The 6327-nt window shown below is 68.0% G+C and carries 7 protein-coding genes and 2 pseudogenes; 7 read left to right on the top strand and 2 right to left on the bottom strand.

What is annotated here, in order from left to right; all coding sequences use genetic code 11:
• Positions 1–59: 59 nt before the first annotated feature.
• Positions 60–640 (top strand): annotated as a pseudogene (locus BMG07_RS39130) (type VI secretion system protein).
• A 20-nt stretch (positions 641–660) separates the two neighbouring features.
• Here the strand turns inward: BMG07_RS39130 and tssJ are convergent.
• Positions 661–1173, bottom strand: coding sequence for a type VI secretion system lipoprotein TssJ (tssJ, locus tag BMG07_RS39135; RefSeq protein ID WP_198088991.1), 513 nt, complete (start codon positions 1171–1173; stop codon positions 661–663).
• Positions 1174–1244: 71 nt separating this feature from the next.
• Between tssJ and BMG07_RS44510 the strand changes: the two are divergent.
• The 6 genes and pseudogenes from BMG07_RS44510 to BMG07_RS39160 all read left to right on the top strand — a co-directional run.
• Positions 1245–1586 (top strand): annotated as a pseudogene (locus BMG07_RS44510) (ImpA family type VI secretion system protein); the annotation flags it as partial.
• Between the two features lie 131 nt (positions 1587–1717).
• Positions 1718–2281: a hypothetical protein gene (locus BMG07_RS44515; RefSeq protein ID WP_307867297.1), complete on the top strand. Its 564-nt coding sequence runs from the start codon at positions 1718–1720 to the stop codon at positions 2279–2281.
• A gap of 52 nt (positions 2282–2333) precedes the next feature.
• Positions 2334–2849, top strand: a complete 516-nt coding sequence (gene tssB, locus BMG07_RS39145; RefSeq protein ID WP_198088992.1) for a type VI secretion system contractile sheath small subunit — start codon at positions 2334–2336, stop codon at positions 2847–2849.
• Positions 2850–2889: 40 nt separating this feature from the next.
• The gene (gene tssC, locus BMG07_RS39150; RefSeq protein ID WP_198088993.1) at positions 2890–4383 is read left to right on the top strand and encodes a type VI secretion system contractile sheath large subunit; all 1494 of its coding nucleotides are present in this window, start codon (positions 2890–2892) and stop codon (positions 4381–4383) included.
• A 152-nt stretch (positions 4384–4535) separates the two neighbouring features.
• A complete protein-coding gene (locus BMG07_RS39155) occupies positions 4536–5015 on the top strand; it encodes a type VI secretion system tube protein Hcp (protein ID WP_198088994.1) in 480 nt (159 codons plus the stop codon).
• 46 nt (positions 5016–5061) lie between these two features.
• A complete protein-coding gene (locus tag BMG07_RS39160) occupies positions 5062–5601 on the top strand; it encodes a peptidoglycan-binding domain-containing protein (protein ID WP_198088995.1) in 540 nt (179 codons plus the stop codon).
• Positions 5602–5689: 88 nt separating this feature from the next.
• On the opposite strand, the gene BMG07_RS39165 is transcribed toward BMG07_RS39160, so the two are convergent.
• Positions 5690–6327, bottom strand: a 638-nt coding sequence (locus BMG07_RS39165; RefSeq protein ID WP_198088996.1) for a PP2C family serine/threonine-protein phosphatase, incomplete at its 5' end; no start/stop codon positions are given.

Below are 6327 nucleotides of genomic sequence, written 5' to 3' on the forward strand. Positions count from 1 at the left end.
CGCTGCTCGCGCTGGCCGAGCGGCGCGACCGCCTGCCGCTCAACGGGCTGGTGGCGTGCGTGTCGGCGGGCGAGCTGCTGCAGGCCGATGCCGAAGAACTGAAGGCCCGGGCCGCGCGCGTGCGCCGCTTGCTCGACGAGACCTGCGACACCCTGCGCCTGCAGATGCCGACCTACCTCGTCGTGACCGGGCTCGAACAGCTCCCGGGCTATGCCGCGCTGCGCGGCGCTTGCCACCCGAGCTGCTGTCGCAGGCGGTGGGGCACCGGCTGACCGACCCTTCGCCCTTCATCGCCACGCCGGCCGCCGAACGGCTCGACGCGGTGTTCGAGCCGCTTGCACAGCACCTGCATGCGCTGCGCATGGCGCTGCTGCGCGAACAGACGCAGCCTGCGAGCCGGCTCGCGGTGCATCAATTCGTGGAGGCCGTGCGCGCGCTGCAACCCGGGCTGCGCGCGTTCGCGCAGGTGCTGCTGGAGCACCACGGCAAGGGCACGCGCGCGCCGCGCTGGCGCGGCCTGTACCTCACGGCCGCCGCGTCGGACAGCACCGGCGGGGCCTTCGCGACCGACCTGTTCGGCCACTTCCTGCCGGCCGATCAGCCGCTGGTGCGGCCGGGCCGGCCGTCGCCCGTTCCCTAGACCCGCGCGGCCGCGGTTGGCTACTTCGCGTCGATGCGCATCTGCCGCGCGCCGAGCAGCACGTCCAGCGACTGCGCCTTGCCCGTGGTGACCGGGCGCACCTCGCGCCAGCGCGCGCGGTCCAGGTCGCGAAACGCCGCCATCACGCCGATGGCCTTGGCGTCGGGCGGCAGGTTGAAGTCGAGCTTCCTGCTCTCGCCGGGCCGCAGCAGCACTTCTTCGCGCTGCACGAGTTCGGCGCCGAGCGTGGCCTGGTCTTTCTCGAACAGCGAGAAGAAGTCGGCGCCCTCGAACGGGCCGGGCGACTTCAGCGCATACACGCGCACCGTGAGCGGCGAGGCGCGGCCGCGCGCGTCGGGGTTGGCATCGGGGCCTGCCGTGAGCGTGACGGCGACCGTCGTGACCACCGGCTTGCTCGCGCAGCCCGCCATCGAAAGACCCGCTGCAGCAAGGCCAAGGACCGCGATGTCGCGCCGCGATAACGCAGCACGCAAGCCTTCATAGGACGAATGGTGTGTACCCAGCGTGCGCATGCTATTCCCTTCGTTGCATTGACCGGTCAAGACGCATCTTTGATTATCACCAGCCAACTCCAACAGGCAACATGCTGACTCACGAACTGGCTTCCGCACTGCTCGCGCCCATCGGCGAAGCCTCGCCGTGCGGCGACGACCTGGAGTACGACGCCGACTTCACCGCGCTCGTGGCCGCCGCGCAGGGCAAGCCCGAGCAGCAGTTCGGCGACACCGTGATCCCCGCCGTCGAACCCGAGTGGCGCGAAGTGGCCGAACAGTCCGCGATGATCCTGCGCCGCAGCAAGGACGTGCGCGCCGCCGTGCTGCTGCTGCGCGCGTCCACGCGCATGCAGGGCGTGACGGGTTTCGCGTCGGGGCTGCAGTTGCTGACCTCGCTGCTGGACACCTTCTGGGACGGCATACATCCAAAGCTGGATGCGGACGACGACAACGACCCGACGATGCGCCTGAACGCGCTCGCGCCGCTGAGCGACGAAGGCATGGGCCTGCGCGACCTGTACGAGGCGCAGGTCGGCATGCGCGCGGGGTCGGTGCGATCCGCGTGCGCGACATCGCCATTGCGCACAACGCGCTGGCAACCGTCGGCGGCGAGTCCGCGTACTCGATGGCGCAGGTGCAGGGCGGCCTGGAGTCCATCCAGGCCGAGCGCCCCGAAGCCATGCAGGCCGCCATCAGCGTGCCGGCGCTCGTCGACCGGCTGCAGAAGCTCCTTGCCGAGCGCACCGGCCGCGCCGACGCGGTCGACTTCGACGCGCTGCGCAACATCGGCCGCGTGCTGCACAAAGCCTGCGCCGCCGCCAGCGGTTCGCCCGACGATGCGGCCGCGCAAGCCGCCGGGGGCGATGCAGAAACTCCAGCCGAAGGCGCCCCGGCATCGCGCCCCGCCGCCGCGCGCGGCGAGATCCAGAACCGCCAGGACGCGGTGCAGATGCTCGACCGCGTGATCCGCTACCTCGAGCAGGCCGAGCCCGGCAACCCCGCGCCGCTGTTGATCGAGCGTGCCAAGAAGCTCATCGGCGTGAGCTTCCTCGAAATCATGGCCAACCTCGCGCCGAACGCGATGGACACCATCGAAACGGTCACCGGCCGGCGCCCGTCCGAGTAGGCCCCGCCGCACCGGACCCCTTCCCCCATTCACACCCGCAAGGAGCATCTCCATGGCCAAGAGCAGTCAGAAATTCATCGCCCGCAACCGGGCGCCCCGGGTCCAGATCGAGTACGACGTGGAGCTCTACGGGGCCGAGAAGAAGGTGCAGCTGCCCTTCGTGATGGGCGTGCTGGCCGACCTCTCGGGCAAGCCGGCCGACCCGCTCGCGGCGGTGTCCGATCGCAAGTTCCTGGAGATCGACGTCGACAACTTCGACTCGCGCATGAAGGCCATGAAGCCGCGCGCCGCGTTCGCGGTCGAGAACTCGCTCACCGGCGAAGGCGACCTGAAGGTGGAACTGACCTTCGAGAACATGGAGGACTTTTCGCCCGCCGCCGTGGCCCGCAAGGTGGGCGCGCTGAACAAGCTGCTCGAGGCGCGCACGCAGCTGTCGAACCTGGTCACCTACATGGACGGCAAGGGCGGCGCCGAAGACCTGCTGGCCAAGGTGCTCGAGGACCCGGCCCTGCTGCAGACGCTGGCTTCCAGCAAGAAGCCCGAAGACGGCGGCACGCCCGCCGCCTGACGCCGACATCACACACACCGGTTAACGAGGAGAACCCACCATGGCCGAAGCACTCGAACAGAGCGCGCTGAAAGATGTCGCGTACGCGGGCAGCGACTTTTCTTCGCTGCTGCAAAAGGAATTCAAGCCGCGCAGCGACGAAGCCAAGAGCGCCGTCGAAGCCGCCGTGCTCACGCTGGCGCAGCAGGCGCTGGCCAACAGCACCGTCATCGGCAAGGACGTGACCAAGTCGATCCAGGCCATGATCGCCGCGATCGACGCCAAGCTCACCGAGCAGGTGAACCGGATCATCCACCACCCCGACTACCAGAAGCTGGAGAGTGCGTGGCGCGGCCTGCACTACATGGTGAACAACACCGAGACCGACGAGAACCTGAAGATCCGGGTGATGGACATCTCCAAGCAGGAGCTGGCCAAGAACCTCAAGAAGTTCAAGGGCGCGGCCTGGGACCAGAGCCCGATGTTCAAGAAAATCTACGAGCAGGAGTACGGCCAGTTCGGCGGCGAGCCCTTCGGCGCCATCGTGGGCGACTACCACTTCGACCAGAGCCCGCCCGACGTGGAGCTGCTCGGCGAGATGGCCAAGATCGCGGCCTCGGCGCACGCGCCCTTCATCACCGGCGCCAGCCCCAACCTGATGCAGATGGAGTCGTGGCAGGAGCTGGCGAACCCGCGCGACCTGACCAAGATCTTCTCCACGCCCGAGTACGCCGGCTGGCGCAGCCTGCGCGAGTCGGACGACTCCAAGTACCTGGGCCTGTGCATGCCGCGCTTCCTGGCGCGCACGCCCTACGGCGCCAACACCAACCCGGTCGAAGAGTTCGACTTCGAGGAAGACACCGCCGGCGCCGACCACGGCAAGTACGCCTGGGCCAACGCGGCCTACGCCATGGCCACCAACATCAACCGCTCGTACAAGCTCTACGGCTGGGGCTCGCGCATCCGCGGCATCGAGTCGGGCGGCGCGGTGGAGAACCTGCCGCTGCACACCTTCCCCAGCGACGACGGCGGCGTCGACCAGAAGTGCCCGACCGAGATCGCCATCAGCGACCGGCGCGAGGCCGAGCTCTCGAAGGCCGGCCTGCTGTCGATGATCCACCGCAAGAACTCCGACTTCGCGGCCTTCATCGGCGCGCAGTCGCTGAACAAGCCGGCCGAGTACGACGACCCCGACGCCACCGCCAACGCCAACCTGGCCGCGCGCCTGCCCTACCTGTTCGCCTGCAACCGCTTCGCGCACTACCTGAAGTGCATCGTGCGCGACAAGGTCGGCAGCTTCAAGGAGCGCGAGGACATGCAGCGCTGGCTCAACAAATGGATCATGAACTACGTGGACGGCGACCCCGCCAACTCGTCGGAGACCACCAAGGCGCAGAAGCCGCTGGCCGCGGCCGAGGTGATCGTCGAGGAAGTGGAGGGCAACCCCGGCTACTACACCTCCAAGTTCTTCCTGCGCCCGCACTACCAGCTCGAAGGCCTCACGGTGTCGCTGCGCCTGGTGTCCAAGCTGCCGTCGGCCAAGGGCGCGAACTGAAAAGAATCAGCGGTTTCTTCTTTTGGAAATCCGGATTCCGTTTCGTTCTATGAACAGCTGCCGCTCCACGGCCCCTTCCGCAAGCCGGCAGCCTTCGCATCACTCTCGATCATCAACCGCCCGAGCGCAATCGGGTTCCAAGGAGTAAGAACATGTCTTCCGACTTTCACATCAAGCTCGACGGCGTCAAGGGCGAGTCTTCGCACAAGGACCACAAGGACGAGATCGAGATCTCGTCGTGGTCGTGGAATGTGAGCAATGCATCGGGCGCGACCTCCGGCGGCGGCTCGGGCAAGGGCAAGGCCACGCCCGGCGACTTCCACTTCGTGCACGCCTACGACAAGGCCTCGCCGGTGCTTGCCAAGAACTGCGTCGGCGGCAAGCACTTCAAGGACATGGTCATGACCTGCCGCAAGTCGGGCGAGGGCCAGCAGGAGTACCTGAAGGTCACGCTGAAGGAAGTGTTCATCTCCAGCGTCGCCCCCGGCGGCGCGCAGGGCGGCGACGTGCAGGAGCAGGTGTCGTGCTCGTTCAAGGACATCGAGTTCGCCTACAAGGCGCAGGACGACAAGGGCGCCGCCGGCGGCGAAGTGAAGTTCGGCTGGAACGTGCCGACCACCGAAACCCGCTGACCGAAGGCACGCGCGCCCGGCGCGTGCGCCAACAAGGAGCAATGCAATGGCATTCAGCACCTCATTCATCGGCACCAGCGGCAATCCGCGCCTGGCCTACAACATCGACTGGTCGGTCGGACTGATCGGTTCCAACACGCGTGAAGACGTGATGCTGGTGCAGGCCCTGCTGCGGATCTTCTACTACGAACTGATGGGCTTCAACGACGGCTTCGACCCGCCGCCCGGCGAGACCGAAGTGATCGCGGTGGACGGCGCCAAGGGGCCGATCACGCAGAGGCACATCGTGCACTTCCAGCAGCAGGCGATCGCGCGCGGCAGCAACCTCAGGGCGGACGGCATCTTCGATCCGTTCCGCGCGGTGGGCGCCTCCAGCACGCTGTCGAAGACGCGCTATGCGCTGGACCTGCTCAACAACGGCTGCGCGAACCTGTGCGACCGTCAGGGCATCGACAACTACACCAACCTGCCCAACCGGCAGGACGTGCCCCAGCTGCTGCGCAGCGCGCTCAAGCGCGTGAAGAAGACGGCCAACAAGTACACCTACGTCGCGCCCGTGATCGTGCCGGCGACGGGTGGCGCCTGACGCGGCGGTTTCTTCCCTCGTCTCCTCATGGCCCGTCCGGTGGACGGGCTTTTTTTCGCCGGTCGCTTTCGGGTCAGGCGCTTTCGGGTCAGGCGCTCTCGGGCATCAGCCGCGTCACGTCGTCCTCGGCGTCCTCGATGACCCACAGCGTGAGCGCCGTGTAGTTGTCGTGGCCCGGCTTGGCATGGGCCTTGATCAGCGTGTCCAGCAGCTCGGTCCACTGGCTGGGCGTGCGCGAGGCGTGCAGCGTGTCGATCAGGCACTCGTCGCCCAGCGGCTCCCACACGCCGTCGCTGCACAGCAGCAGCACGTCGCCGGGCAGCAGGCGCATGCGGTCGGACACGGCGATGTCGGGCGCCTCCTCGACGGAGCCCAGCGCCGACAGCAGCATGTTGCGCTGCGGATGCAGCCGCGCGCCTTCTTCGTCGAGCATGCCGCCGGCCACCATCTGCTGCACCAGGCTGTGATCGGTGGTGCGCGCGACGATGGCGCCGCCGCGAAACAGGTAGGCCCGGCTGTCGCCGCTGTGCACCCAGGCCAGCGCGTGGTCTTCCAGGTCGATGGCCGCGAACACGATGGTCGAGCGCATGCCCGCGAGCTTGCCGCCCTCGGCCTGGCGCGCCACCACGTCCAAGTTGGCTTGCGTCACCAGCGCGCGCAGCGTGGGCTCGTCCAGCCCCGGCGCGGCCGCGAAGCCGCCGAGCACGCTGGCGCGCGCGACGGCCG

Origin of the sequence: Variovorax sp. E3 (assembly GCF_016082275.1) — a bacterium.
In the GTDB taxonomy this organism is placed as follows: domain Bacteria; phylum Pseudomonadota; class Gammaproteobacteria; order Burkholderiales; family Burkholderiaceae_C; genus Variovorax.